The organism is Bacillus suaedaesalsae (assembly GCF_016890225.1).
GTDB classification, from domain to species: Bacteria; Bacillota; Bacilli; order Bacillales; family SA4; genus Bacillus_BS; species Bacillus_BS suaedaesalsae.
This window is the reverse complement of sequence record NZ_JAFELM010000028.1, coordinates 116,313-141,217: the sequence shown is the minus strand read 5'-3', so window position 1 is coordinate 141,217 and position 24,905 is coordinate 116,313. Positions and strand designations below refer to the sequence as shown.

Sequence of the window (24,905 nt, the reverse complement as noted above, 5' to 3'; positions counted from 1 at the left end):
GGTTTTTTAATGGCCAAAATGATAAGGAGAGACTGCCTGAAGTGATAGTAGAAAATACACCTCCATTTAAAGAAAATGATATAAAATCAATGTTGAATTGGTTCGATACTAAGAAACAACTCTTCTATCAAACTGCCTTGATTTATCTTAAGGATTCTAGGGATATTGAAGATGTTTTTTATAACGTAATGATGAGAATTTATGAGGAAAGTCATCGTGTAAATAAAGAATCTAATTTTGAAATCTGGGTCATTTCGATTCTGATAAAAGCCTGCCGTGAAATGTCTCCTAGTCATCTGATAGATAGAATGCATGTTACGAATGGAGAGATCCTAAATAAAATAATTAAAATGGATCATGACCATAAAAATATAATAGTCTTAAAATATATCCTGAATTTGTCGAATGAAGAAGTTTCATATCTATTACAAATACCAGTTGAAACGGTGAACTCTCGATTGTATGAAGGAGCAAAGTTTTTACTTCCAGAAGGAGAAGTAGAGGCTGAACAAGCAAGTTGTAGACAATACCAAGATAGATTCATAGATTATGTAAACATGACGTTAAATAGAGACAAAAAGATCGAATTAGAAATGCATATACATACGTGTACACCTTGTAATAACATGTTGTACTCACTTCAAGAGGTCTTTTTAGTCTTGGAAAAAGAATTAGATTCCGTGGAGATACCTCCTGATCTTATGAATGATGTTACGAATAGAGTTCAAGAAACAGAAAGGGGAATCCGGGAGGAAAAAAGGAGAGTACAAAAGAAACGAACGAAAGTAAGTGTCGTTTTAGCCTCGATAGTAACGCTTGCTATTGTTGTAGGATTTGTTACAAACGGATTCTCATATTTTTATTATTCATGGTTAGAGTGGAGACAGTTGGAAGATGAGGAGATGTTGACTTATTTAAAAAATGGGGTCGGTGAAAGGCTAAATATTGAATCAGAACATAATGGTATTAAAATTACATTTAAAACCGCCGTTTCGGATGATTATCAAACACTTATTTTTTATGACATTGAAGCTGCCGATGATAAAAAATATGCCATTAGTCAGTTTGACGGGATGTCTGTTGAGAACGATTATGAGATTTTTAATATGAATACTAATTACATGTATTCTCCTACCAAACTACAATCAATAGATAAAGGCGAAAATGTATTTAGTGGAGTACTTAGCTTATCCCCGCTTGTAAAAGAGAGTGGGATAATTAATCTAAAACTTTCAAAGTTATTAGAGGTAATTGAGGACCCTGACAATAAAGAAGGTACAATGATTGATACCTTTCAGGAGAACAGGTTGATTGATGGGGAATGGAGCTTTACTATTCCAGTGACAAAAGAAGCGTCCATTGAATACGAATTAAGTAACGAAATGGAACTTGATGGGTTTCCTATTATTATGGAGAAAATAACATTTGCTCCAACTACAACTCTTCTACAATATCGTGTGAATACTAGCTTTCAAGAAAGCAAAAAACAAATACATGATGTTCATATCAAAAAACTTGAAAGAGGAAATAAAGAAGCAATTAATCAAAATTATTATGCGATGCATGATGAAGATAGTTCATATGTAAAAAGCTTTGATCAACTTTATTTCGAAAGATCAAAGGAGTTTACCATTCATTTTAGTTCTATCAATTATTCTGTAGAAGACCCTGTTTCATTTAATCTTAATCTAGAAGAGAAGTTCCCTCAAACTTTTCACTATTTGGGGAATCCAATTACGATTGAAAAAGTAACCATAGACCAGCCAACTAAAATAATGGTTACAGATGCCCCGCCACAAGATAGAGAGTATGAGTCTTTACAATTTGATTTGACAAGAGAACAAGCAGAAAATCAAATAGATATGGGCTTTTATGGAAGTCATGGAGTGTGGGTGGATCGAGAAGGAAATGAAATCGATCCAAGTGATTATAATTACTTTAATGCTTCCGACGAACTACCGCGTTATTATCAAACAAATTATGAAATAGAGCTATTTAAAAAGTATTCTGATGGAGAAATTATTCCGAATAAGCTCCAAATAAATGGCTATAACACTACAAAGTATTTAGATGAAGTAGTGAATATCCAATTTGAAGAAGGCGGTATACAAAAGAAGTAATCTGTTTTAAGAAAATGATAGATTAATAGAACAGATTATGAATGGGAGCAGAGGTGAATATTCATTTCGTTCGATTTGAACAAAGGTCGTGTCGACTCCTTTGGATTCAATCAAATTAACTAATGAGGGGGAATAAACTTATGATATTGCCAATTAACAATCAAGCGATGCACAGTTATCCTGGTATGGTAGCGCTTGTAACAGTTTCAAATCAGGGAAAAGACAACATAATGGCAGCAGGATGGCATTCGTATATATCGTATGATCCTCCTATCTACGGAGTGGCCATCGGACGTGAGCGATTTACATACCATTTGATGAAGGAAGCAGGAACATTTGCAATTAATTTTCTTCCATATGAAAAAGCTAGTTTTATACAACAAGCGGGTATGTTATCTGGTGAAAAAATCGATAAATTTGAGTTAGCAAAAATGGACAATGAAAAAGGTAGAATGACTGGTTCTCCTATTTTAAATGATTCCTATATTGCCTATGAATGTGAAGTAATCGATCGAAATTCATATGGTGATCATGATTGGTTTGTCGGCAATATCGTTCAATTTTATCGTGATAATGAAAAGTTTTTAGAAAATGGATTGCCAAATTTTGAAAAGCTAGCCATTCCTCTATATATTGGCCGTTCAACATATTCAAAAGTTGATAATAATAGTAATTTTGAGTCGTTTTTCAAGGATGAAGAGGACAATCTCTGATACGTATTGAGCGATAATACTGATGTGCGGCAGCCTTAAAAGCGGTATTTAGTGAAATGGATAACAAAGAAATATGACATATAAATTGTTTTGGAGAATTGGAATTTATCCAGACTTGTTAATAGTTGATATTTCCTATAAAGGATGCATTTATCTTCTTAACTAATGGGTTAGGTAATTTGAACTCGATATATATTTTGGATTCTTAACTTGGACACACTCTTTTTTGCATATTTTTGTATAAGGTAAGTAATTTAAGATTTTAAAAATAGGGACAACAACACCTAATTGGTAATGTCCCTTTTTCCTATATTTAAGCCTGCCGCATAGAAGGGACCGTTTATGGTCATTGTAATTATAATTCGGGCTATCTCTTGTGGTGATTCCTCTCTATCACTATTCAGCCATTCTTGAATAACGCCTATATGGGCTGAAGCAATATATGTAACTAGGTATTCTGGTGGAACAAGAAGTTTTTCCTGTTTAAAAATAGTTTGGTTACTTTCAAATAGGGCCTTTCTCATAAATACTTTCAATTTTGTTTGGAACGATAAATCCCCTTTGGGACCCAATAAAGCTTTCATAAATCCTCTATTACGATTTATAAATTCAAAAAATGGAATAAGTATGGCAAAGGGCATAGTATCCGGAGCATTCGTTTCTAAATCTGCAATTAATCTTGGCATGTTTTTAATAATCTTGTCCTCCATCTCCTTTACCAATTCTTCCTCACATCGGATCATTAAATCATATTTATCCTGATAATGGCTATAAAAGGTTCCACGATTGATTTTTGCCTTAGTTGTGATGTCTTTAACGGTAATTGCCTCAAACCCTTTTTCTTCAATTAGTTCTATCAATGCATTCTTGATAGATTCTTTCGTACGAATGACTCGTAAATCCGAACCTAGATTTCTCATACCTTTCCTCCCATATATTTTATTCAACACATTTCCAAATGCTGTCGGTTAACCGACACTTTCTGTATTTTTGATTATTGAAAAGTTTTTAGTAAGAAATTATATTTTTAGTATGTAATAAAACAACGCGTTGTTTATTATTTTAGCCTAATACATGAAGAAAGTGTTAATTGATTACTTTGAGTTATTTTTTCAATATGTAATTGAGGAGGAACAATGATGGATATTCTAGTATCCCATGTCAGTAAAAGCTTTGATCGAAAGCAAGTTATAAAAGATATAACTTTCACGATCCCAGCAGGAGAAATTTGTTGTTTACTTGGTCCTTCTGGTTCAGGAAAAACAACATTGATTCGCCTAATGATTGGTGCAATTACGGCAGATCAGGGGACAATTCAATTCGCGGATGTGCAAATGCCAAATATGAAAATGTTAAATAAGGTAGGATTCATGCCACAGAATGACGCATTATATGAAGATCTTTCTGCAGAAGCGAATCTGCATTTTTTTGGAGGACTTTACCATATTGATAAACGTAAATTAGAAGAACGTATTGATGAGGTGCTGGCAATAGTTGATTTAACAGAGCATCGTAGGAAAATGGTGAAAAATTTTTCTGGTGGTATGAAAAAGCGACTCTCGCTTGCGGTTGCCATTTTACATTCTCCTAAAATATTGTTCTTAGATGAACCGACAGTAGGAATTGATCCTGTTTTACGTCGTAAGATTTGGGACCAGTTTCAGGTGATTAAAAATTCCGGTACAACTATTATTATTTCTACCCATGTGATGGATGAAGTAACGGAGTGCGATAAAGCGGCACTCATTTATAATGGTTCTTTGATTGGATATGATGCTGTAACAAATCTACTGAAAAAAACTGAAAACGGAAAAGTTGAGGAACTGTTTTTCAGTGCTTCAATTACAAAAGGTGGTGTAACGCGATGATTCATTTAGCAAAACGTGTCATCCGTCAAACAATAAATGATAAACGAAGTGTTATGATGATTTTAGTTGCTCCGCTGTTAATATTGACATTAGTTTATTTTTTATTGGGGGATTCTGGCTATGTGCCGACCATTGGAATCGATAAGAACACTATACCGAGTTCTCTAGTAACAGCTTTGGAAGAGCAAGATTTAATTGTTGTAGACGTTAAAAACCACGATAGCCAATACCCAAAAGACTATTTAAAGGATCACAATGATGTGGATGCGATTTTAACACTGTCAAAAAGTTCGGATATGACTATTACAATGTATGAGCCCTCTACTAAAGGGGCGAAAGCTGTTAGTGAGATTCAAACAGCGATGGCTTCGTTAAATCATTCTGCACAAGTAAATATGTCCTATGTATATGGAACAAAAGACCAATCAAGTTTTGATTCCCTTGGGTATGTTTTTCTAGCTTTATTCTCGTTTTTCTTAGTATTTATCATTTCGGGAATGGCACTTGTGAGAGAGCGAAGTGGTGGGACATTGGAACGGTTGCTAATGACACCAATTAAACGAGGCGAAGTCATTCTTGGGTATACGGTAGGGTATTGTGTTTTTGCGGTCGTTCAAGCCATCCTCATTGTGCTTTATTCCATTTATGTCCTTCAATTAAGTTCCGTGGGGAACATTGGTTGGATTTTGCTCGTGATGGTTTTATTAGCTGTGACAGCTGTTTCATTTGGGGCGACTATTTCAATTTTTGCTAGTTCAGAACTGCAAGTAGTACAAATGATTCCATTTACTATCATTCCACAAGTGTTCTTCTCAGGGTTGATTCCCTTAGACATGATTCCTTATCAACTAGAAAATCTGTGTTATATTATGCCTATTTATTATGGAGCAGCAGCGATTAAAGGTGTCATGGTGTACGGTGATGGTTTCTTGCAAATCTGGGGTTATATTCTAGGGTTAATCGTATATGCATTTATTTTATACGTAATAAATACACAAGCATTGAAAAAATTCAGGAAACTTTAGTATGCGAAATGTTTAACGATTCCATTTTTTCCAAGAGGAGATAAATTACAATGGTTACATTTAGAAACTATTAATCATATAGATTTATTAAAGTAAATGGAGTTATGTTGAAGAATTTTGTTGTGATATTATTCTTCAAGAGTTATAATATACAAAATTAATTAAACAGTATGGCGTGACAGGAGCTCCTGTTATAGATCTATAGTATAAGCAAAATCTTTTTTGCCGTACTTGCAGAAGTTAATCTGATAACATTATTAATAAACTGGGGTAGCAACACGATAAAATCTCGTCCCAAAGACTACGGTCTTGGAGGTGGGATTTTTTTGCTATTTAGATTAATTAGTTCATATTGATTATTTAAAATGTATAAATGATAAGGAGGATAAAAATTAGAAATTAAAAGACTAGGATCAGAAGATGCAGAGATTTACAGAGAAATAAGATTAGAGGCATTAAAAGCAAACCCTGAAGCGTTCAGTTCTAGTTATGAGGAGGAAAAAGAATACCCTCTTGATAGCTTTGAAAACAGATTGAATTTTGAGCATTTTTATACATTTGGTGCTTTCGTTGAAAACAAGCTTGCTGGGGTTGTTACATTAATTTTAGAAACAAAAAGTAAAACAAAGCATAGAGCAAACAATGTTGCTATGTATGTTTATCCTGACATGCGAAAATCTGGGATTGCTAGAATGTTAATGACTGCAGCAATTAATAAGGCTAAAGAAATAGAAGAGATCAAACAAGTATATTTAACAGTTACTTCAAGTAATGATCCTGCAAAAAACCTATATAAATCTTTGGGTTTTCAAACATATGGAATTGATAAAAACGGATTGAAAATAGAAGACACATACTACGATGATGAACTTATGGTGTTAGTTTTATAAATTCAACTAACGAATGTGAGAGAAGGATAAATGCTTTATTAAATATTGAAATTGTATACAAAGAAAGAACCTACACACGAAGATTTTAAGTTCAAAATGAAATAAAAAATACTTGGTGTTGTCAACCACGAATATTCCCCCTCTTCACATAAAGGAGTAGGTAAGTTGAATTGCAATTACATAATATTAATAGTTGAAGAGAATAACCTTTTCAATAAAGAATATAAATTAACATATAGAAAAGGAAATTTAGATCCAGAGAAAATGGGGGTTTGGCGTATGAAGGAAAGGACAGCAAAGAGAACTAATGTTACAGTTGGTTCTAAAAGTGCAATTACTTTTGGATCTGCGTTAGCCATTACAATATCTTGGAGTATTCATAAATCTGTTCTCTGGGCAATAATTCACGGGATATTTAGTTGGTTATACGTTATATATTATGTTTTGACTAGATAAGAGCTGTAGTTAATTTATATAAGAAATTAAATTTTTTCTTTCCCACGGGGTTCCGTTCACTCCGGGGAGGGTAATCATATCTGAAATATCTACGGCTGCTCAAAATAGAACTCTCATGAAAATGGGAGTTCTATATTCTTTTTTGCTAAATACAACATTGAACTATATATAGACATTTATTAAAAATATTTCAAAATTATCCCAAAAGTTATACAATAAAGTTAAATATAGGAAGCTAATGAAGGAGTCTTTATGAACAATGACATTGACAAAATAAAGATGGATATTCGCAAGAAAACTCGTATCGTTATTCTTGCTTGGGTAATAGGATTTACAGCCGTAATCGGTTATGGCGTGAACTGGCTATTCTTTGATATGAGCAGATTCAAACAGGATTTAATCGCGGAATCGACTTCACCCAATGGCAATTATACAATTTATGCTTATAGTTCAGATGGAGGGGCTACGACATCGTACTCGGTATTAAGTGAGTTAAACTTCAATAAAGAAAATAAACGCTCAAAGAAAATTTACTGGCAGTATAGAGAAGAAGATGCCAAGATTGTTTGGAAAGATGAGAATACAGTTGTGATTAATGGTATTGAATTAAATGTACCTGATGAATCATATGATTATCGAAGTGGAATTAAAGACTAGGAGTGATGAAGTGAAGAAGTTGCTAGCGTTTATAATGATCATGCTTGTATTGACTGCTTGTGATAATAGTATCCTACCAAAATCAAACTCGATTAATCCTACTAAACTTACAGAAAGAGAAGAAGTCATACTCTCGAATACATCAGATCAAGCCTTCGTATTTGATTTTAACGTGGAGAATTCATACAAAAAGGTATCTGTTTGGGTTGAAAAGTACGAGTTTGGTAAATTAGTTGGTAAAGTGAATGATATCGGAACAGAAGTGAACAAAAGTGGCCAAATTATCTTATCTGTATCTAAATTGAATGAAGCTGCATTGGAATCAATCTTTACACTAACTGTAAGCAGTGATGGTGGATCAGCTTCTGGATGGGGACCTGAGAAGATGATTGAAATGCCGTCAGTTGTCACAGGTGTGAATCAAAATGAAAATATTTCATTAGAATGTAACGAAGCACTTGCTAGTATTATTTATTCGAAACAATCTGGCATTTCTTCTATGTCACCTGAACTTTACAAAGATGTTGATGGACAAATCGATGAAATTGCACAGCATGATGTCGTATATTTATTAAAGGCGAAATTTGATTAACTAGGAGGAAATTGTATTAAAGCAATGTTACGTATTAGGTTTTTTATTCATTTTCATTGGTCTTATTCCAACGTTTAATGAGTATCCGTTCTCCAATACTGGATTTAACTCCGGACCAAGTAATTATTGGGAGCTAATTGTCATGATTGCCTATGATGGATATTTTCTTGAGCTTGGACTGTTGATATTATTTCTCTGTATTGGACGAAAAGGATATGAAAAATGTAAAGTTGCAAGTGAATCATAAAGCTAGGAGGTTTTACTTGAAAGATCCGTTGAAAGACAAATCTAAAAATTGGAAGTTATGGGATGCAGTATTCCTATCTGGATTAGCCTCTTTTTTCTATGACTGTGATAAGGCACAAGAAGATAGCAGGTTATTTAAGCAATTATTACTTCAGTTTGGCTTTGCTCTAATATTTACGGTTGTCCTAATGGCAGCAGTATGGTTGTTTATTGTGTGAAGAGTGGAATATGGAGTGAAACGTGTATATTGGTGACATCTGTTTTGAAGCTATTTATATAATAGTATATGAAAAAGGACAAGAATCAACATGATCTTGTCCTTTATACGTTCATTCTAAATATATTATTATTTTTGGAATATTGTTATTTTTTTATAAAAAGAAATAACTAGGAAAATATGGTAATATATAGGCAAAAAGAACTCCTGGGGGATATCCTTACATGAAATCAATATATAAGAACGAGAAAGGTAAGAACAGAATTTTAGATTATTATAATAAGTATTTAACAACCTTCAACGTGAAAATGGAAAAGAAGTATGTAAATACAAGTTTTGGTAAGACACATGTACTCATTGGTGGTCCAAAGGAGGGAGAGCCTCTATTTTTATTTCAAGGAGGAAACTGTATTAATCCGATGACGTTATCATGGTTCACACCATTATTAAGCAAATACCGGGTGTATGCACCAGATACAATAGGACATCCAGGATATAGTGATGAAACGAGAATGTCAGCAAATGATGGAAGTTTTGCTAGATGGATTCAAGAATTGATGACGCATTTTCAAATCGACAAATGCGCTTTTGTAGGTCCTTCTTATGGAGCTGGAATTGTTCTCCGAATGGCTTCTTATATGCCTAACAAAATTTCGAAAGCCGTTTTAGTTGCTCCAGCTGGCATTCAGATGGGGTCTAAGTTAATAATGATTCAAAAAGTACTGATTCCATTATTGGCATATAAACTAACAGGTAAAAGAGAGTTCTTAAATAGATTAACAGATGAGATGTCATTAAAAACGATGAACGAAGTGGATCGAACCATAATTGGGGAGATTTTTAACAGTACAAAGCTTGAACAAGATATGCCAAAGTTAACAGAAAAAAGTGAGCTTACTCATTATCATGCTCCAACACTCGTGATTGCCGGAGAGGAAGATTTGTTTTTTCCAGCAGACAGAATTGAAGTTGGTATAAATACTATCCTTCCGAATGCTAAATTCAAATCTTTGAGTATGGGACATTTTCCATCTCAAGATCAGTTAGAAATGATAAATCAAGAAATACTAGAATTTTTGGCAATAAACTAATGACACAAAATTGTAAATGAAATGCGAGAGATATAATGTTATAGAGGTTGGAGAAATGGCTTTGTTTTGAATTAGGTTTTTTTATCATCGCCGATAAATATCTTCTACAGAAGAATAAATCTGAAATGAATCATAAATCGCTAAGAATTTTGAATTCAATGTGCTACATTATTCACAAATCCTACGGAAAGTGCATATATCTTACATGAAAGGGTTGATTTCCTTGAATAAAAGAAGGTACTGTTCCCATTGTTTACGGTTTATTGATGATGAAGCTTGCGCATGTCCGGGCTCCATCATTAAGGAGATTGAAATAAATATTCACGCACATGAAAAGAAAGACGGTCATAAATGAGAAAATCTGAAAAAAGTGATTGACACTGTCAGATTTTCTTTTTTTATGCTTTTTCATAGACAATGATAATCATTATCAACTATAATGGGAGAAATGAATGGATTGGGGATGTTGACATGTTTGTTCAATTAAGAAAGATGGTTGTGCAAGAAGGTTATTCAAATCAAGTAGTAGAACGTTTTAGTAAGCCTGGAATTTTGGAAGAGCAAGAGGGCTTCATTGATACGACAGTACTTGTCAAAAAGGTAAGACGTGGAGAGGAAGAAGTAGTGATTCAAATCCGTTGGGAATCAGAACAGAATTGGAAGCAATGGGAGAAGAGTGATGCTCATATAGCGGGACATAAGGCTAAAATTGGACAGCCTAAGCCTGAATATATCATTAGTTCTGAAGGTGGCTTATATGAAGTAATGGCTGAGAAAACAGCAAGAATATAATGTGAACAAGGTGACTTCGTGTAGAGTCACTTTTTTTTTGTTTAGGAAATTATAAAATAATCACTTTTGTAAAACTATGTGTGGGGCGTTAGAATCCAGCTCCAGCGCCCAGCCCGCCTGAGGTCAAATAACCCGAAGAGAAGAAAAGGGAAGTGCACCCTTTTATTCTCTTCGGAACATTTGCTTGTCGGGGCTAAACGGGGCGCTTGCGCCTTTTGTTCTTGGCTACAGTAAAGGTGGATGTTGATTTGAATCAATGGTTGATTGTATTCGTAGTACTTAATTCTGGGGGACTTACTGACCCGCGGAAAATACGTACCCGTAACGGTGTATTGTTTAATTCCATTTATAGAATAATAGATGTATTTTAATTTACAAAAAAAGTTAATTTTATTATAGTTGAAGAGGATATGATTTCATGAAGGAGATGGTGATTGTAATGCCAAAGCAATTTCAATTAACACGTGATTTTTTACTGCATTTTGTGAAAAATGTGGATGATAGTATTATAGATACAAAGCCAAACGGATTTAATAACAATCTCCGTTGGCATATTGGCCATGTTTTGACTACAGGTGAAAAGTTTTTATTTGGTTTTCCTACACAAACAACCTTTGTACCAGAAAACTATAAAACGTTATTTGAAATGGGATCGAGTCCTGCTGACTGGAATGAAGAAGACGTTCCCTCATTGACTGTTCTTATTGAACAATTAGAGGCACAAACAGCGCGTATTCGTGAACTAGAAGCGGATTTCTTCGAGCAAGAGCTTCCGTTTAATTTTCCATATTTTAATTTAAAAACATACGATGATTTATTCGCATTCATGATGTATCATGAAGCAGATCATCTTGGTCAGATGAAAGCGATGAAAAAGATGGTTCTAAATAAGTGAAAAATGAGCGAGGGTATACCTCGCTCACTCTTTTGTCGTACCAGGAATAGTGCAACCTTCAGGACCACAGTTCTCTCCATTTAAAGAAGTTTCATGAATGCGTTCTTGTTCTAACGTTGCTTGTTGCCATTCAATATCAATAGTCGGTGCAAACTTTTCAGGGTGTCTAATATACCATCGCTGTTTGCGGATTAGAAAATTATCGGGATCAATTAGTAACGCTTCATCTAGTTCCTTTAAAGCGAGTTCTTTTTTTCCGTTATTTAAATATTCAAGTCCCAGTTTGAATTTTGTTTCTACAAGTTGTTTTTCCACAGCTGTAAGAAGTTGTGCAGGATTATAATAAGTTTGATCTAAGGTAAGTGTTTCGGCTTCATCATAGATTAACTTTCGAATAGCTTCAACGTGTTCAGGGTTCGTTATGTGGAATCCTTGATGGATAAACCGAATGGATAAATCCTTACCTATAAAAATACCATTTGGTAAAACTTTAAAGCCGAAATAATTGGCCAACACATTTTCGGAATCAATGACGGTACTAAAAGTCTTATCTTGTACAAATGGTTTCACTACATCTGCACCCTGAAGATCCACTGCAACAGAAAGAAGGGAAAAGCCTGTATCTTTATACTGATTATAAAAATTCTGCCAACCTGACAGTTGCTGACGACATCGTCACCAAGATGACCACATAAAAATAAGTGTATTCTGTCCACGTAGCTTTTCGAAGGAATAAGGCTTTCCTTGAAGGTCAGTAAGGGTAAAGTTAGGGATTTTTTTTAGTAACATTCACATTACCTCCTTTTATGTTATAAGTTTATGAGGAAGTATAGACAATTACAAATATTTTGTCTGAATATTTTTAAAATAATACATTTTCAGGAGTACATCTATGAAACAAACATTGACGAAAAGCGAAAAACTAAAGCAAATATTTGTCCTGTTAATACCAATTTTAATCACCCAGCTTGGAATGTTTTCAATGGTATTTTTTAATACAATCATGTCAGGAAGATATGATGCCTCTGACTTAGCGGCAGTAGCGATTGGAACATCGATTTGGAATCCGATTTTTATTGGGTTGAGTGGAATTTTACTTGCTGTTTCTCCAATTGCAGCACAGCGTTTCGGTGAAAAGAAAAATATAGAAGTATCTTCGATCGTAACTCATGGAGTATATTTGGCACTCTTTATCGCAGTCATTATTATAATACTTGGTGTGTTTTTTCTTGATGTAATATTAACTACGCTGAATTTGGACCCTCATGTGCAACAGACAGCTTTTGACTATTTAGTTGGTCTCAGTTATGGAATGATTCCATTATTTATATTTAATGTGCTTCGTTCCTTTATTTATGCGCTAGGAAAAACACGTATAGTCATGGTGATTTTGCTATCATCCTTACCAATTAACTTTCTATTAAACTATGGACTGATTTTTGGTGCCTTTGGATTGCCGGAGCTTGGCGGTGTTGGAGCAGGCTATGCGACGTCAATTACGTATTGGGTTATTGCCTTAATTACGTTTTATATTATCAAAACACAAGAGCCCTTTTCCTCTCATTTTCATTTGGAGGATTTCAAACATTTTTCATTGGCAAAAACTACGGAGATCTTGAAAATCGGGGTTCCAATGGGGTTATCTGTGTTCTTTGAAACAAGTATATTTGCTGTGGTTACAATTTTAATTAGTAAGTTTAGCATTACGACAATTGCAGCCTATCAATCCGCGCTCAATATCGTGTCATTTTTATATATGATTCCAATTAGTATTTCAATGTCCCTAACCGTATTAGTCGGGTTTGAAGTTGGCGCAGGGCGGAATAAGGATGCGAAGACGTATAGTTGGCTTGGAATTAATCTATCAATCATCATTGCACTTGTTACAGGATTAATGGTTATAGTATTCCGTGAAACAGTAGCGAGCCTTTACTCTAATGATGATGCAGTAATCAGGTTAACAGCACACTTTTTAATTTATGCTCTGTTTTTCCAAGTATCCGATGCTATTCAAGCAACTGCTCAAGCTGCACTACGGGGCTATAAAGATGTAAACATTGCTTTTGTGATGACACTTATTGCTTATTGGGGGATTTGCCTGCCGGTTGGTTATGGATTAGCTGAATATACGAATCTAGGTGCTTCAGGTTATTGGATTGGACTTACGGTAGGACTTCTTGCTGCAGGAATAGGATTATCATGGAGATTAATTCATATTCAGAAAAAGAAGTTTATACCAGTTGAGATGAAAGAAGTAGGATAGGCCGGCAAAACCATTGTGATTTGGTCTTCTTTAAAAATTAAGGCTCTATAATACAGGGTGAAAATATGAGTAACATAGGAGTAAATAGATGAGATATTTTATTATAGGTGATATACACGGATGTTTTCATACGTTTAAAAATATGTTAGAAAAACATTGGAACCACAACGAAGAGATACTTATTCAACTAGGAGATTTAATTGATCGTGGAAAAAAATCACCACAAATGGTCGAGTACGCTAGAGAATTACATGGCAATTTCTCGGAAAAGGTATTCTTTTTAAGGGGAAATCACGAATTTGAAATGATCGAACACTTTACGAAAGAACCAAATCATAATTGGTTAAGACAATGTGGCGAAGAAACCTTAAGGCAATATGAAGTGGCGAATCGTGATTGTGAAAGTGATGTGAAATGGATGAAAGACTTGCCGTTATTCTGGGAAAATGATTATTTGTTTATTAGTCATGCCGGAATAGCAGAAGAAGCCTCGGATCCATTTCTTGAAGATGATGAATACAGTGTAATTTGGAATCGAAGTCGATTAAAGAACATAGGGAAGTTACAAATTATTGGACATACTCCATGTAGAAATCCCTCATACGACGAAAATAGCAACTCGTGGAATATTGACACAGCTGCAGCGTACTCTGGTTATTTAACTGGTGTTAAGATTGATTCACTAGGTAGAGTAATAGAATTTGTTAGGGGAAATACGGATTTGAGAGATAAGTAAGTAAAAAGAACAAGATGCTAGGATCTGTCATATTTATCCGTAATTCTAGAAGGAACCACCTCGAATAGTCCAATAAATATCTATAACATGCTATACTAAAAGTAGCATATATTATTGGAGGTATTATTGTGTTAGAAATGATAGGGAATTTAGTGCTTGTATATATTTTCTCGATGTTAATGTCCATTGGAATTACAACGATTTTTGATCGTGAAAAGACGTTTCAAAAAGTGTTGATGATTATAGGTGCAGCAGCAATATTGGTACCTTTATATTTGTGGGGACTAACAATTGAAATGGAATACTTCCAAGTATGGTTTTTCGGTATTATCATTGTTAGCTTTGTTAATCAGTCAGGACATTTAGTCAAAAAAAGACAGGAATCACAAAGAAGATAGTTAAATTAGACCTCAGGTTAATTAGCAGGAAATTCATTAAGAATAATCGAATGTATACGCAAAGTCTTACGATCATCGTAAGGCTTTTTTATATGATTCAATAAAGAGATTAAAAAAACGTGGTGTTCTCGTATTCCATTAAGGATATTGAATTACTTATACAATTTGGATAGTTGTTGGGTGGTGTAAGGAGTACTAGCTTGCCTGGTTTTTGGAAGAATAGCATACTTTTTATCAAATAAAAAATAAGCCCCTCTCATGATGGGAGGTGGCTTCTATTAGTGGATTGCTCTCTTTTTAAATCGTCCACCACGTACTTCAGCTATATCGGCAATTGCAAGGAAGGCAGAAGGATCAATTTCATCCACAATTGTGTTTAATTTTGATTCTTCTAGTCGTGTAATTATACAAAAAATGACCTTCTTATCTTCTCCAGAGAATGCACCTTCTCCATTTAAATAGGTAACTCCACGACCAAGACGATGATTGATTGCATCGCCAAGCTCTGTAGCTACATCACTAATAATCCATACTGATTTGGACTCTTCCATACCTGTGATGACAATGTCAATTGCCTTTGCAGCCACAACATAAGCTAAGATCGAATACATCGCACGATCCCATGAGTATACGAATCCTGCTGAACTTAGAATAAACAGGTTAATGAACATGACAATTTCACCAACGGAAAAGGGGGCTTTTTTACTAATAACAATAGAAAGAACTTCTGTTCCGTCCAGTGCCCCCCCGTTACGTATAACTAGTCCAACCCCAATACCTAAAAATATACCACCGAAGATTGTAGCAAGTAGAATGTCGTCTGTGAAAGGCGGGACTGGGTGGAGAAACATTGTGAACAGCGCTAGCATAATAATTCCATAAATCGTAGAAATCGCAAATGTTTTTCCGAACTGTTTGTATCCTAAATAGACAAATGGAAGGTTTAATATTAATAGAAAGATACCAAGTTTTATACCTGTAATGTGGGAGAGCATGATAGAAATACCTGTTACCCCACCGTCAATTACTTGATTTGGAACTAGGAAGATCTCAAGCCCAACCGCCATTAACAAAGCACCGATTGTGATCGTAATTGTACGTTGTATAATTTTTAATTTAGATAGCCCGCGGTGTTGTCTTTTTTGGATTTCTGTCTCTACCATAAGATATCTCCTCTGCTTGTTTTATATAATATAATCATAACCTAAAAGTTAATTTGTGAACAAATTTTTGCACTCGTGTAAGTCAATGCTATTTTTTTGCTAACTGCACCGTGAAATAAACTCCATAAAATGGCTTGTTTATAAAGTACCAAGCCAAAATCGTCATGATAAAGGATTCTGTAGTTGTGAAATAATTCTGAATTGGAAGGTAATGGGTGTTATAATGGAGGTATCATTTATTTCCTCAATTTTCACTTGGTAAATAAAGAGAAAAAAGTAAATTGAAACCATTTTTACATTCTTTCGTAAAATAACTATAGATCATTGAGAGGTGTTATATGAAAGGATTATTAAATTATGTAATTTGGGCAATTGTCATATGGACTTTCTTTGCAATTGGTATGAAGATACAACTGCAATTAGAAAAGAGCTATAAGGAGACGTTTGATTATTTGATACCCTATATGATCTTCTCCATGTTGTTTCCTATTTTTATGGGGATGTTATTAGGTCTACCAAATATTGTAAAAGAGTTGATCCGTAAACGAAGTATAAGTTGGAAATTTCATTGGCAGAAAATGCTTACGTTCGGTTTACCTGCCTTCTATTTGACAGTTTCTCCCGTTTTGTACTATACCGCAATCGGTGACTATTTGCCTTTTGCAGCTAATTTAGCTCAAGTATCGAGTTCAAACTTAACGACGATTACAGGATTACTTTTTGGCTATATTTTGCTTGATAGCTTACTAGAAAAAAGAGTTAAACGTGTATGAAATATATGATTGTTTTCATTCTGACTGTTATTTTTACTGGTTGTGTCCCTTTGCAGGAACCACAAATTACAATTGATGCAAAAGTGACAAAGTTGACAGATGAGGAGTAACTTTCAGTCGGAACTCACGGCTTAGAAAACATTAAAAAGGATGACTTTAGAAAGGTCGATTTCTCCCTTTATATTAAACAATCACCTGAGTTTGATTTAAAAGTTGTCATTCCAGAGTCAAATTGGAAAAGAAAAATTAATGAAATTGATGAACATGAGAGATATTGGTATGGTAGTAGCTCAGAAAGAAATGACGAAGAGATTGTAGAATACTCTAATGAATTTGTCATCTTTACGAGAGGTTTAACAAATCAAGAAATAAAGGATGCATACAAGGATGTCATTTACTCATTGTCATGGAAGAATCTTAATGGTGTTATAGAAGAGAGAGTGTATAGAATCAGTGATGTGATGAAGTTTGATTAAGGGGAGTAGTTACATGAACTTCAACTTGGATGAAGCTATCGAAGTATTAGAGCGGACGCCACAAACGCTAATTAGTTTTTTAACAGGATTGTCTGATGATTGGTTAAGTTGCAACGAAGGTAAAGATACATGGAATGCGAAGGAAATTGTGGATCATCTAATTGAAGCAGAGCATACAAACTGGATACCAAGGTTAGAGACAATTCTTCAGTTTGGTGAACAACAAACTTTTCCTTCGTTCGATCGTTTTGCCCATATGAAACGAGAAAAAGAAGATTCGATTGAACAGAGATTGCTAGTATTCAAAGAAGTTAGAATGAAAAATATACGAAAGCTTCATGAACTTATTCAGCCTGAAAGCTTTGAAAAAACTGGTATTCATCCAGAGTTTGGACATGTAAAACTAAGAGAATTGCTTTCCACTTGGGTTATTCATGACTTAACTCACTTAAGTCAGATTATGAGAGTAATGGCAGAACGATATCGTCATGACGTTGGTCCATGGAAGGGATATTTGCGGATATTGTCAACAAATGAATAAGGGGGAAATGAAATGTCAGCATTAGGCTATATTTTTTGGGGTGCGATTATTACTATTATCGCTACCGGATTTATACTCGAAAAGAAATTTAAAAGCAAACCACCTGAAAAATCTCAAAACCAGCTGCAAAGTGAACATATCTCATACCAAAATCATCACAGCCATCATAATCCGCCTGGTGGTGGAGGGCAAATGTAATAGTTTGGCAAGTGGAATCTTGTGCCTAAACTATAGTAAAACATCATTAATTTAGGTAAGAAATGAATTTAATAGGCACTTATAGAGGGGAGTTATAATGAAGAAAATTGATGATTACTTTGAAACAGCAATAGAAGCATGGTCAATGATGCAGAAAACTTCAGATGATGAAGGAGCAGAGTGGGCAGAACGCTTTGAACGTTATTTTTATGAATTTATTGATGAGTTAAAGAAGTGGTGGTTAACCCTTGATTCAAAACCGACAAGTATAGAAGAGCTTGAGGAGCTACCTGAAATAAGAAAGTGGATGCAGCAAATTCCCGATCCTGTTCAATTGAACTTCATTACAGAGTTAGAGGACTTAGTAGATGGTCTAGAAACAGAACGGTTTGATTGAGGACAGCAGTGGAAACCACTGCTGTTTTTTACTTTTTCTCCTTCCCAATCAATTTTAGAAATCGATGGTACGGACATTTTGATAGGCTTGATTCATCGTCGTGCAGGAAATATTGCTTCCACTCATAATTGTCTTCTTTTCCATAGGTGTTTAAGTCTGGATGAATTGGAACAGAATCATAAGCTACAATACGCTTGCGAATATTTTCTTTAATTTTAGCTGCGAATGATTTGTTTTCGTTAAATTGTTCTAACACCCATCTCGGTGTGATGGCCATCATAAAGTATGGAAAGTGTCGGCTATTTCGATTTTTGTGTGCAGGTGTAGCGCAGTACATAAAATATTGTTCGTGATGAAAGCAATATTCCCAGATTGGATTATGTGGATCTACCGGGATGTTTTTCGGCCATTCTTTTTCATCAATGGAACTTATGTCGGAAAGTAATTGCCAAAAGATCTGTTCAAATTGTTCGACATCGTATTCTTGAGACAACTCTATAGGTGTTTCAAAAAATACAATTAAAGATGTATATTTACCAATTTGTTTTGATTTCTCGGTGTATTCCTTGAGTAATTTTGCAAATTCGTTTACGGTAGAATTCTTTCGTGGATCACCTACGAATCCGTATCGAAAATGATCAAGAGAATGACCTTGTGTTGCAGGAATGCACGGAAACAAATACTCCTTGTCAGTCATTTTTTGATGGAATATTTGTAGTGCATCTCTCTCCCAGCTCAAGCGGGAGTATTCATCATGTTGTGCAGCTGTATATAATCCCATTGCCTTAGCACCTCCCGAAGGCTCTTACATACTATTCAAAGAGTAGTCAGGAAGGTGAATGTCCAGAGGGCAACTGGGGTAAATGAATGTGTTTCTTACTATTTCTTTTTTCTCTTCTCTATTTCCTCTGTCACAATAAACGCAAGATCCTCATTTCCAAAAAGCGACAAAACGCCAAGTACTGTATCATCTGATACATCACCAGCTTCCTCTTTTGGAACAGTTAGTTCAATCGCTTGTTTTAGTGCAGGGTTCGCTTTTTGTGTAGGATAGGCTCTTGTATAGATTTCCTCAGGCTCTAAATCAAGATTCACACACCATTGCGCAAATACAAGAATCATCATGTTTTCTTCATTTTTGTAGTTTTCTATAATTTTTTCTTCTAAATCTTTTGGTTGCATGATGTAAATCTCCTTTGAACGTTATCAATATCATTATATCGTAACTAACAAATTGTGGTTAGATGTATACACAATCAGTTTTGACAAAGACTATTGATAAAAAGGGAGGTTTAGGCAATGAAAATGATGAAGGTGTTAGCCATTAAGTTTGTGACGTGTATCATTGCTTTTGCCATTGGTTTAGATTTGTTTTTTGATGCAACCTTTGCTCATATTCTTTCCTTTAGTATATTTTTAACACTAGCTTCTTATGTAGTTGGTGAGCGAGTTATCTTACCTTTATTAGGAAAACGAGCAGCTAATGTCGCTGATTTTCTGTTAGCCTATTTGACGGTTTGGATCTTCGGCAGTGTCTTATTAGAAAGTTACTTACAAATCGCATGGGGAAGTATTATCTCAGCGATTATCATTACAACTGCAGAAGTGATCTTACATTTAATGGTTGGAAGTAGAGCGGGTGAACGTGATCGTAATCCTATATTCACGAGGCCGCTTGCAACACTTGCAACGGAGTTTGCAGAAGAATTTGATACAAAAGGCTTGAATGGAAGTAAATATAAAAAAGAATAGAAAAAAGCGAGTTTTGGAATTAAATCCGAGGCTCGCTTCTACCATTATGATTTACTTAGCTCTACAATTTCCATCAGTTCAGGATTAAAACCTTTGACAGCACGATCACCACATACCGTAACGGGTACACCTAGAAAACCATATTTCTCGACTTCGTTTTTATAGTCCTCATTTTTTGTAATATCTCGAACCTCAAACTCAATACCTTCTTCTGTTAACATTTTTTTAACAAACGTACATTCCACACACTCGTCCATCGAGTAGACAATCACTTTTTTCATATATAAAACCTCCTTACTATACGGTCACTTTGATTCATCCTACCTGTTAGAGTATCATGAAAATAGGTTAAACAAAAGTTTTGGAGGGATTAAGATGAAGTTAAAAGATAAGCGAATTATTCAGCTTGTAAGTAATGATTTTGAAGATTTAGAGCTTTGGTATCCTGTATTACGTTTGCGTGAAGAAGGTGCGATTGTCGATATTGTAGGAGAGAAAGCCGGTGAAAAATACATAGGCAAATATGGCGTGCCGATAATGTCTGATTTTGCATTTTCGGATGTTGATCCGGGCGAGTATGACGCCATTTTAGTTCCTGGTGGATGGTCACCAGATTTATTGCGTCGTTTTGACCAAGTGCTTCAAATGGTGCAGCACATGGATGAACACAAGAAACCAATTGGTCAAATATGTCATGCGGGGTGGGTGTTAATTTCAGCAAAGATTTTGAATGGAGTAAATGTAACAAGTACACCAGGAATAAAAGATGACATGATAAATGCAGGTTCTATTTGGCACGATGAGGCAGTTGTTGTCGATGGACATATTATCTCAAGTCGCCGTCCGCCAGATTTACCTGACTACATGAGAGAATTTATTAAGGTCCTAACTAATAATTGAAACTTTAGTATTTCCAAAACGTAAGTTAGTTACACATGCTCGAACTGGAGGTGTGCTTATGTGGTTTTTTATAGGTAGTATCCTACTGTTCATCATTTCGATTGCCTTTTTACATGACGTAAAGAAGAAACGATTCAAGTACTCTAAGGCGGATCGACTAACAGATTCTAAGGACTTGGGAGATGCTCAGTTTTATAAACATCATAATCAATTTCTAGATCACTATAAAAAATAAACTCCTTGCAACCAGTGCAAGCTCGATTTTTGTACTGGTTTAAAAAGGGGTTTTTTGCTTTTTAGAGAAAATAATAGAAAATAGGACTTTTTGGGGGAGATGATATCGAGCAGGTTTTCCTTTCTTTAAGAGAATGGCATCAATTACATAAAGAATGGCTCTGTTAAAGTACATTGTTGATATTAGTTATATGTTGATTGTAGTGGAAGGTGCGAGACTCCTGCGGGAGAAGCGGGACAGGTGAGACCCCACAGGAGCATAGCGACGAGGAGGCACCCGTAGCACCAATGAAAGGGAGTGCCTTCTACGGAAATCAACATTATTCTTTAACAGAGCCTAAATAATAAAAAAAGCTTATACGTACAGTTTTCCAACTTGTATGTATAGGCTTTTTTCTATGTTGATTTTAAAGAATAGTTCATTGTAGTCGAATGTGTTTGACTAATACGGAAGCTCACTGCCCACCCCAAGGAACATTTTAAAATTATTTATATTATTTTGAACAATTATTTATGGCTCTTACGTCAAAAGAAAAAAGGGATAGAAATTAGGGGGAGCATCTATGAGATTAATAAACTTCGTAATAGCAATGGTGATCATAGGTAGTTTGTTAGTAGGGTGTGCAAATTTAGGTAAAAGTGAAAAAAAGGAAATGGTGAACGTGCGGATATCTGGTGATGTCGGGTATATGATTGTTCAAGGAAAAGTGTTTATCCGAGGTGAAAGTAATTTAGAACCTGGTACGATTCTTACTCTAAAAATAGAAGGTGAAGAATTTGAAAAGGATATCGAGGTTTTGCCGAAAGGATACTTTAGGACGATATTTCCTCGAGATAATAAGAAACAGGCACAGTTAGTTTTACAACTAGATCCTCAAAAACAAAGCAAAGAGATTAAAGATATTTACGGAGAACATGGTGAATATTTACAAGGGATAAGTATTGAGTACGAAGACAATGGTGAAACATATAAAACAATTGAGTCCTATGCATGGCTAAGTGTAGAGCAAACGAACTTTTGGGATCAAAGAGGAGATCCTTATGAAATATTATTCAGTGACAAGAAATAGGGTCTAAAAATAAAAAGGAGGCAGATTATGAAACTATCAAGTTATGTATTTATCTCTTTATTCATGATTCTAATCGTCGGTTGTAATACAAAAATGGTAATGCCAAAGGAAAAGATAAACGTCCAAATATCTGGTGACTCTCAATATCATTCAGAACTACAAAGAGTGTATATCAATGGTGAAAGTAATTTAGAAGCTGGAACGATTCTTACTCTATTAATAGAGGGAGAAGAATTTGAACGAGAAGTAAAGGTTCAACCACGGGGATATTTTAAAGCAATGTTTTATCGAGATAACAGTAAAGAGGGGCAATTAATCATTAGATTAGATCCCCGAAGACAAACTGAAGAATTAATGAAGAAATATGGGAAACACGGTGAAAACTTACAGGGAACACTTGTTGAATACGAAGTAGATGGAGAAACTTACACTACAGTTGAAGCGTACGCTTTATTAAGTAAAGTAGCGGAGGAAATCTGGGACCAAAAAGGCGGCGTACAAGAAGTGTTATACAACGCATGCCAAGGGAAGGATTGCAAATGATGAGAATTGTAAGAAACTTCATTTATATCATAATTGGGTTTGTTCTCATTAGTGCGACGCCTGGTTTGTTCCTTGGTGAAAAGGGTTTTTTACATTTCATTCAGTTTTTTCAATTGGCTATTGTGAATGTAAAAGAACTGTTTGTTCCTTACAGCTGGGAGTTTTATATGGGAACTGGTATGGATCAGAAGACGTATCCATTATTCCCGATATTGTGGGAACGGTATTTTTATTCAATGAAAGTATTTGCGATTTCACTCGTGATCGGAATTGTCGTAACGTATATCTTTTTAGTTTTCGTTCATTTGTTGCCTAAAAAACTAAGGAAATTCGTGTATTCCTTCACTCATTTGTTGGAGTCACTACCAGATGTGTTCATTATTGTGAGCCTACAATTAGGCATCATCTTGTTTTTCAAAAAGACAAATATTCTATTAGCTGAAATTGCCGTATATCAAAATGATATTTATCTGTTGCCTGTTATTTGTTTAAGTATTATTCCTATTATTCTCTTATTCAAAAGTACGCTATTCTTTATAAAGGAAGAAGAGACAAAACGTTATGTTGAACTAGCTAGAACAATAGGTTTGAGTGATTTTCGAATTATGTTTGTACACATCTTCAGAAATGTACTATATAGCTTGTTTTATCGGTCAAAGCTTATCTTTTCGTTTATGCTTTCGAATCTCTTAATAATCGAGTATCTATTTAATATGTACGGAGCACTTCAATTTTTACTTATTGCAAGAGGAGCAGAATTTATTATAACCACGACAATTATCTTCATGCCATTTTTCATATATTTTACCGTAACGGAAAAGCTTGTCTTATCGTTTATAGGTGAGAGGAAGAGTGTATAACATGATTCGATATATTTTTAGAGATTGGAAGTTTGTCTTATCGTTTACTTTCATTGTAGGGATATTGTTAGTAAGTTTTCTGTTTGAACCATTTTATGGTAATGTTGAATGGGAGTTGGAAACAATCTATGATGAAAATGGAGAAGTCATTGTATCGACACCATTTACACCGAGTCAGTATCCACCTTTTGGAACGGATCGTGCAGGTACACCCATAGTAGCAAAGATTATTCAAGGAGCGAAGTATACAATTTTGACAGGCTTAATAATAGGTTTGTTACAAGTAATCATTGCGTTTATCATCTCGCTCTTTTACTTCAGTTTTCCGAAATTCTTAAAGGAATTTTTTGAAGGGATCGTCGAGTCACAGCTATATGTACCTGCAACCATTGTTGCCTTTATGTCTCTGGGATTTATGTACTCGGTGGATAGCAGTTTAGAGGCAATCTTAAGACTTATTCAAATACAATTAGTCGTCTTAATCTTTATTGGGATTCCACCACTTGTGTTACTGCTGGTGAAAGACATTCAAAAAGTTATGCAAGAAGAATATATATTAGCTTCTAAAACGCTCGGAGCAAGTCGATTTAGTTTATTTAAAAAACATATTATTCCGTTTATGTTTCCAAGGCTCATTTTGCAATACTCTCAGCGTACGGTAGAAGTATTGATGCTTATTATTCACTTAGGATTTTTATCGGTTTTCTTAGGCGGTAGTGTAAGTGTCGAAATATTTGATGGAGTGACAAAGGAGTATTCAACAACCAATGAATGGGCAGGAGACATTGGGAAGCATTTTAGAGATTTATTTATAACACCATGGATGATTTATATTCCATTAATCTTTTATTCTATTACGGTTCTGTCATTTAATATGATGACAAATACTATTCAAAGTTATATCACAGATACGTACAATCGACAATGGGTGAGGAAGGATAGTAGTGTATCAGAAGTAAAGTTAGAATGTAACAGTCAGCAACAAGCTAGCACAAACCCGTTTGCGTTTTTACATTCTCGTTAATTTCTTCTAGGGGGA

Annotated in this window: 33 protein-coding genes; 26 read left to right on the top strand and 7 right to left on the bottom strand. The window is 34.8% G+C overall.

Annotated elements, in window-relative coordinates:
* Positions 1-41: 41 nt before the first annotated feature.
* On the top strand, positions 42-2,120 hold the full coding sequence (locus JR050_RS09770; protein WP_204203307.1) for a DUF4179 domain-containing protein: 2,079 nt from the start codon (positions 42-44) through the stop codon (positions 2,118-2,120).
* Between the two features lie 140 nt (positions 2,121-2,260).
* Positions 2,261-2,833, top strand: a complete 573-nt coding sequence (locus tag JR050_RS09765) for a flavin reductase family protein (protein WP_204203306.1) — start codon at positions 2,261-2,263, stop codon at positions 2,831-2,833.
* 284 nt (positions 2,834-3,117) lie between these two features.
* Here JR050_RS09765 and JR050_RS09760 read toward each other — a convergent pair whose 3' ends face one another.
* Positions 3,118-3,753: a TetR/AcrR family transcriptional regulator gene (locus JR050_RS09760; RefSeq protein ID WP_204203305.1), complete on the bottom strand. Its 636-nt coding sequence runs from the start codon at positions 3,751-3,753 to the stop codon at positions 3,118-3,120.
* A gap of 216 nt (positions 3,754-3,969) precedes the next feature.
* Between JR050_RS09760 and JR050_RS09755 the strand changes: the two genes are divergently transcribed.
* From JR050_RS09755 to JR050_RS09710, 10 genes are all read left to right on the top strand, one after another.
* The gene (locus tag JR050_RS09755; RefSeq protein WP_239454249.1) at positions 3,970-4,701 is read left to right on the top strand and encodes an ABC transporter ATP-binding protein; all 732 of its coding nucleotides are present in this window, start codon (positions 3,970-3,972) and stop codon (positions 4,699-4,701) included.
* Entirely contained in the window at positions 4,698-5,726 is a 1,029-nt protein-coding gene (locus tag JR050_RS09750; protein WP_204203304.1) for an ABC transporter permease, read from the top strand. The genes JR050_RS09755 and JR050_RS09750 overlap by 4 nt, the downstream gene beginning before the upstream one ends.
* A gap of 398 nt (positions 5,727-6,124) precedes the next feature.
* Positions 6,125-6,616, top strand: a complete 492-nt coding sequence (locus JR050_RS09745; protein WP_204203401.1) for a GNAT family N-acetyltransferase — start codon at positions 6,125-6,127, stop codon at positions 6,614-6,616.
* A gap of 279 nt (positions 6,617-6,895) precedes the next feature.
* On the top strand, positions 6,896-7,072 hold the full coding sequence (locus JR050_RS09740; protein ID WP_204203303.1) for a hypothetical protein: 177 nt from the start codon (positions 6,896-6,898) through the stop codon (positions 7,070-7,072).
* A 252-nt stretch (positions 7,073-7,324) separates the two neighbouring features.
* Positions 7,325-7,729 (top strand): DUF5412 domain-containing protein, encoded by a 405-nt coding sequence (locus JR050_RS09735; protein WP_204203302.1) that lies wholly within the window; start codon positions 7,325-7,327, stop codon positions 7,727-7,729.
* Between the two features lie 10 nt (positions 7,730-7,739).
* The gene (locus JR050_RS09730) at positions 7,740-8,321 is read left to right on the top strand and encodes a hypothetical protein (protein ID WP_204203301.1); all 582 of its coding nucleotides are present in this window, start codon (positions 7,740-7,742) and stop codon (positions 8,319-8,321) included.
* 263 nt (positions 8,322-8,584) lie between these two features.
* Positions 8,585-8,785, top strand: coding sequence for a hypothetical protein (locus JR050_RS09725; protein ID WP_204203300.1), 201 nt, complete (start codon positions 8,585-8,587; stop codon positions 8,783-8,785).
* 223 nt (positions 8,786-9,008) lie between these two features.
* Positions 9,009-9,875 (top strand): alpha/beta fold hydrolase, encoded by an 867-nt coding sequence (locus JR050_RS09720; protein WP_204203299.1) that lies wholly within the window; start codon positions 9,009-9,011, stop codon positions 9,873-9,875.
* Between the two features lie 471 nt (positions 9,876-10,346).
* Positions 10,347-10,667 (top strand): antibiotic biosynthesis monooxygenase, encoded by a 321-nt coding sequence (locus JR050_RS09715; protein ID WP_204203298.1) that lies wholly within the window; start codon positions 10,347-10,349, stop codon positions 10,665-10,667.
* Between the two features lie 418 nt (positions 10,668-11,085).
* Positions 11,086-11,562: a DinB family protein gene (locus tag JR050_RS09710; RefSeq protein WP_239454248.1), complete on the top strand. Its 477-nt coding sequence runs from the start codon at positions 11,086-11,088 to the stop codon at positions 11,560-11,562.
* Between the two features lie 24 nt (positions 11,563-11,586).
* Here the strand turns inward: JR050_RS09710 and JR050_RS20305 are convergent, their stop codons facing one another.
* The gene (locus JR050_RS20305) at positions 11,587-12,132 is read right to left on the bottom strand and encodes a thioredoxin family protein (protein ID WP_346726736.1); all 546 of its coding nucleotides are present in this window, start codon (positions 12,130-12,132) and stop codon (positions 11,587-11,589) included.
* 105 nt (positions 12,133-12,237) lie between these two features.
* Positions 12,238-12,351 carry a TlpA family protein disulfide reductase gene (locus JR050_RS09700; protein WP_204203297.1) on the bottom strand — a complete coding sequence of 38 codons (114 nt, stop codon included), beginning with the start codon at positions 12,349-12,351 and terminating at the stop codon, positions 12,238-12,240.
* A gap of 103 nt (positions 12,352-12,454) precedes the next feature.
* Here JR050_RS09700 and JR050_RS09695 point away from each other — a divergent pair, with 103 nt between their 5' ends.
* From JR050_RS09695 to JR050_RS09685, 3 genes are all read left to right on the top strand, one after another.
* Positions 12,455-13,825, top strand: coding sequence for an MATE family efflux transporter (locus tag JR050_RS09695; RefSeq protein WP_204203296.1), 1,371 nt, complete (start codon positions 12,455-12,457; stop codon positions 13,823-13,825).
* A gap of 88 nt (positions 13,826-13,913) precedes the next feature.
* Positions 13,914-14,561: a metallophosphoesterase family protein gene (locus tag JR050_RS09690; protein ID WP_204203295.1), complete on the top strand. Its 648-nt coding sequence runs from the start codon at positions 13,914-13,916 to the stop codon at positions 14,559-14,561.
* 128 nt (positions 14,562-14,689) lie between these two features.
* On the top strand, positions 14,690-14,959 hold the full coding sequence (locus tag JR050_RS09685) for a hypothetical protein (RefSeq protein ID WP_204203294.1): 270 nt from the start codon (positions 14,690-14,692) through the stop codon (positions 14,957-14,959).
* 278 nt (positions 14,960-15,237) lie between these two features.
* Here JR050_RS09685 and JR050_RS09680 read toward each other — a convergent pair whose 3' ends face one another.
* A complete protein-coding gene (locus JR050_RS09680) occupies positions 15,238-16,122 on the bottom strand; it encodes a YitT family protein (protein ID WP_204203293.1) in 885 nt (294 codons plus the stop codon).
* Between the two features lie 338 nt (positions 16,123-16,460).
* On the opposite strand from JR050_RS09680, the gene JR050_RS09675 reads away from it, so the two are divergent.
* The 4 genes from JR050_RS09675 (at position 16,461) to JR050_RS09660 (ending at position 18,507) form a co-directional block, all read left to right on the top strand.
* A complete protein-coding gene (locus tag JR050_RS09675; protein ID WP_204203292.1) occupies positions 16,461-16,895 on the top strand; it encodes a hypothetical protein in 435 nt (144 codons plus the stop codon).
* 489 nt (positions 16,896-17,384) lie between these two features.
* Entirely contained in the window at positions 17,385-17,912 is a 528-nt protein-coding gene (locus JR050_RS09670) for a DinB family protein (RefSeq protein WP_204203291.1), read from the top strand.
* Between the two features lie 12 nt (positions 17,913-17,924).
* Positions 17,925-18,110 (top strand): hypothetical protein, encoded by a 186-nt coding sequence (locus JR050_RS09665; RefSeq protein ID WP_204203290.1) that lies wholly within the window; start codon positions 17,925-17,927, stop codon positions 18,108-18,110.
* A gap of 97 nt (positions 18,111-18,207) precedes the next feature.
* Positions 18,208-18,507 carry a hypothetical protein gene (locus JR050_RS09660; protein WP_204203289.1) on the top strand — a complete coding sequence of 100 codons (300 nt, stop codon included), beginning with the start codon at positions 18,208-18,210 and terminating at the stop codon, positions 18,505-18,507.
* A 28-nt stretch (positions 18,508-18,535) separates the two neighbouring features.
* On the opposite strand, the gene JR050_RS09655 is transcribed toward JR050_RS09660, so the two are convergent.
* Together JR050_RS09655 and JR050_RS09650 are read right to left on the bottom strand one after the other, a co-directional pair.
* Entirely contained in the window at positions 18,536-19,288 is a 753-nt protein-coding gene (locus JR050_RS09655) for a YqcI/YcgG family protein (protein WP_204203288.1), read from the bottom strand.
* Positions 19,289-19,386: 98 nt separating this feature from the next.
* Positions 19,387-19,689: a hypothetical protein gene (locus JR050_RS09650; RefSeq protein WP_204203287.1), complete on the bottom strand. Its 303-nt coding sequence runs from the start codon at positions 19,687-19,689 to the stop codon at positions 19,387-19,389.
* Between the two features lie 117 nt (positions 19,690-19,806).
* On the opposite strand from JR050_RS09650, the gene JR050_RS09645 reads away from it, so the two are divergent.
* Positions 19,807-20,259, top strand: a complete 453-nt coding sequence (locus tag JR050_RS09645; RefSeq protein ID WP_204203286.1) for a DUF2512 family protein — start codon at positions 19,807-19,809, stop codon at positions 20,257-20,259.
* A gap of 44 nt (positions 20,260-20,303) precedes the next feature.
* On the opposite strand, the gene JR050_RS09640 is transcribed toward JR050_RS09645, so the two are convergent.
* On the bottom strand, positions 20,304-20,540 hold the full coding sequence (locus JR050_RS09640) for a glutaredoxin family protein (RefSeq protein WP_204203285.1): 237 nt from the start codon (positions 20,538-20,540) through the stop codon (positions 20,304-20,306).
* Between the two features lie 94 nt (positions 20,541-20,634).
* Between JR050_RS09640 and JR050_RS09635 the strand changes: the two genes are divergently transcribed.
* The 6 genes from JR050_RS09635 (at position 20,635) to JR050_RS09610 (ending at position 24,890) form a co-directional block, all read left to right on the top strand.
* Positions 20,635-21,159, top strand: a complete 525-nt coding sequence (locus tag JR050_RS09635) for a type 1 glutamine amidotransferase domain-containing protein (RefSeq protein ID WP_204203284.1) — start codon at positions 20,635-20,637, stop codon at positions 21,157-21,159.
* Positions 21,160-21,217: 58 nt separating this feature from the next.
* Positions 21,218-21,394, top strand: coding sequence for a hypothetical protein (locus JR050_RS09630; RefSeq protein WP_204203283.1), 177 nt, complete (start codon positions 21,218-21,220; stop codon positions 21,392-21,394).
* A gap of 562 nt (positions 21,395-21,956) precedes the next feature.
* Positions 21,957-22,463, top strand: coding sequence for a hypothetical protein (locus JR050_RS09625; protein ID WP_204203282.1), 507 nt, complete (start codon positions 21,957-21,959; stop codon positions 22,461-22,463).
* Between the two features lie 27 nt (positions 22,464-22,490).
* A complete protein-coding gene (locus JR050_RS09620; protein ID WP_204203281.1) occupies positions 22,491-23,006 on the top strand; it encodes a hypothetical protein in 516 nt (171 codons plus the stop codon).
* On the top strand, positions 23,003-23,866 hold the full coding sequence (locus tag JR050_RS09615) for an ABC transporter permease family protein (RefSeq protein WP_204203280.1): 864 nt from the start codon (positions 23,003-23,005) through the stop codon (positions 23,864-23,866). Before JR050_RS09620 ends, JR050_RS09615 begins: the two co-directional genes overlap by 4 nt.
* A gap of 1 nt (position 23,867) precedes the next feature.
* Positions 23,868-24,890 (top strand): ABC transporter permease, encoded by a 1,023-nt coding sequence (locus JR050_RS09610; protein WP_204203279.1) that lies wholly within the window; start codon positions 23,868-23,870, stop codon positions 24,888-24,890.
* Positions 24,891-24,905: the final 15 nt, after the last annotated feature.